This window comes from Limosilactobacillus coleohominis (assembly GCF_016901675.1).
Lineage (GTDB): Bacteria > Bacillota > Bacilli > Lactobacillales > Lactobacillaceae > Limosilactobacillus > Limosilactobacillus intestinavium.
This window is the reverse complement of sequence record NZ_JACJKU010000123.1, coordinates 1-2,103: the sequence shown is the minus strand read 5'-3', so window position 1 is coordinate 2,103 and position 2,103 is coordinate 1. Positions and strand designations below refer to the sequence as shown.

Genomic DNA, 2,103 nt, shown 5'->3' with positions numbered 1-2,103 from the left:
TAGTTTAGCGACACCATTAAAGACCTTTATGGGTTTTCTTGTCCACTTATTTAACTGTTAACTTAAATATTACAATCTACGTTAATAAAAACTCAATTTTAATGAGGATATTGTTGATTGAATTCGTAAACTAATTCAGGTTCTTGACTTATTCTGACATTTTTATTGATAGAATTCATCTGTTTCATATCATCACTAGTAAGTTGGAAATCGTAAATGTCAGCATTCTGCTTGATTCGAGCTGCATGGGCTGATTTTGGAATGAATGATAAGCCGTTTTGAAGGTGCCAACGTAAAATAATTTGGGCTGGAGATTTACTATATTTTTCAGCTAAAGATTTGATAATTGGTTCTTCAAAAATACGTCCTCTTCCAAGGGGAGCCCAAGCTTGGGTGACAATGTGGTGTTTATTATTAAAATCAATCATTGGCTTTTCAGATAACCAGGGATGACATTCTAATTGGTCAACTACTGGAATTTCGTGAGCTTGTGTTGCTAAGTACTGAAGGTGGACCATTCCGTAGTTGCTGACACCAATTGACTTGGTTAATCCTTCTTTTTTCATGTCTTCAAACGCTTGCCAAGTTTCAAAGAAATGGCCATTTATTGGCCAGTGGACCAAAAGTAAATTGACATAATCAAGTTGCAGTTTACGTAATGACTCTTTAACGGAATCAATAGCACTTTGGTAGCCCTGGTTCTTTTCAGCAACTTTCGTAGTGATAAAGTAATCGTCCCGGTCAACATTTAAGGACTTGAGGGCAGTTCCTAAATCGTCTTCGTTACCATACATTTGAGCAGTATCAAATAAACGGTAACCATCCTCATAAGCGTCCTTAATAGTTTGAGTAAAAGTAGCCGAATCAGTTAACTTATAAACTCCAAAACCTTGTTGAGGCATTTTTTGACCATCAGCAAGAGTTAAATAATTACTTTGAATATCAGTCATCTTGTACTCCTTAATCTTGTTAAAACTTAAATTGATATATATCCATTATATTACGATTAGAAATGAACAACCACGGCCGCAAGAAGAATATATTTGAAGAATATATTTATTCGTAATAACTTTGGTTACTGAATCTTTTTATTTGTCGTCATTTTGTCGTAAGAATAAAAAACCGCCCTCGTTAAAAGGCAGTAATCACGGTGACTTGAAGCTGTTTAATTTTTCCACAATTTTTCCATAAAATCTATTTTAATGGTGTTTTTGCACGTTTTCAGAAAATTAAAAATGCCTCAACCATGCGGGTTTAGGCACTCATGAACATGTATGAAAGTATAAAAAATCACCCGCACGGGGATCGAACCCGTAACTCCGCCTTGAGAGGGCGACGTCTTAACCAATTTGACCAGCGGGCAATAAACATATTACTTAATTAGTATACTAAATATGTTTATGATATGTCAATGATTACTCAAAGGAGAGTTCAATTAAGAAAGCATGTTGGCGTTCGATATGACCAGTGGTAATCCAAACATCATGATAGCCAGGATTATCTTGATCAGTCATGTCAAAATAGTAGTCAAGGAGATCACCATTTTTTGCAACAAAGTCTGGTGATAGACGGTTCACCATTAACTTATGGTCTGGAAAGTAAAAATTACTGTCCGAAATTTTAAGTTTGTCTGAGATAGTTATCGCAACAGCATTAGAATATTGTGGGACTGTAGCAATTACAATTTCTGGGTGATGATATATTTTGGATAATACGTAATAAAGTGCATCTGAATTGCTAGCCATATAAAAATTCCCTTTCTGAAACAATTATTTTTATTCTACCAAATTTTTTGATAGAAGGTTACTAAATGAAATAAAAATCTTGCGTGCTAATCATAAATTTTGTATAATAATCTCGTTGACATAATTGGGTGTTCGCCAAGTTGGTAAGGCAGTGGACTCTGAATCCATAATGCACTGGTTCGAACCCAGTACACCCAATAGTTAAGTGTATTTATTAATCTTGTTAGGTTAATAAATACACTTTTTTTATATTCGCCGTTTGTAAAATTAAGTTAGAAAAATAAAAAAGCCATTTGTGATAGACTTTTGAATAACCACAAACAAAAGTAAAGGAACATCACAAATGACTTATAAACAT

2 protein-coding genes and 2 tRNA genes are annotated in these 2,103 nt (G+C 34.0%); 1 reads left to right on the top strand and 3 read right to left on the bottom strand.

The annotated features are described in order from the left end of the window. Positions 1 to 98: 98 nt before the first annotated feature. From H5975_RS07885 to H5975_RS07875, 3 genes are all read right to left on the bottom strand, one after another. A complete protein-coding gene (locus H5975_RS07885) occupies positions 99 to 950 on the bottom strand; it encodes an aldo/keto reductase (protein WP_204785578.1) in 852 nt (283 codons plus the stop codon). Positions 951 to 1,290: 340 nt separating this feature from the next. Beyond that, a tRNA-Glu gene (locus H5975_RS07880) sits at positions 1,291 to 1,363 on the bottom strand. Positions 1,364 to 1,415: 52 nt separating this feature from the next. Beyond that, entirely contained in the window at positions 1,416 to 1,745 is a 330-nt protein-coding gene (locus H5975_RS07875) for a hypothetical protein (RefSeq protein WP_204785577.1), read from the bottom strand. A gap of 125 nt (positions 1,746 to 1,870) precedes the next feature. Here H5975_RS07875 and H5975_RS07870 point away from each other — a divergent pair. Next, positions 1,871 to 1,943 (top strand) — tRNA-Gln (locus tag H5975_RS07870). Positions 1,944 to 2,103: the final 160 nt, after the last annotated feature.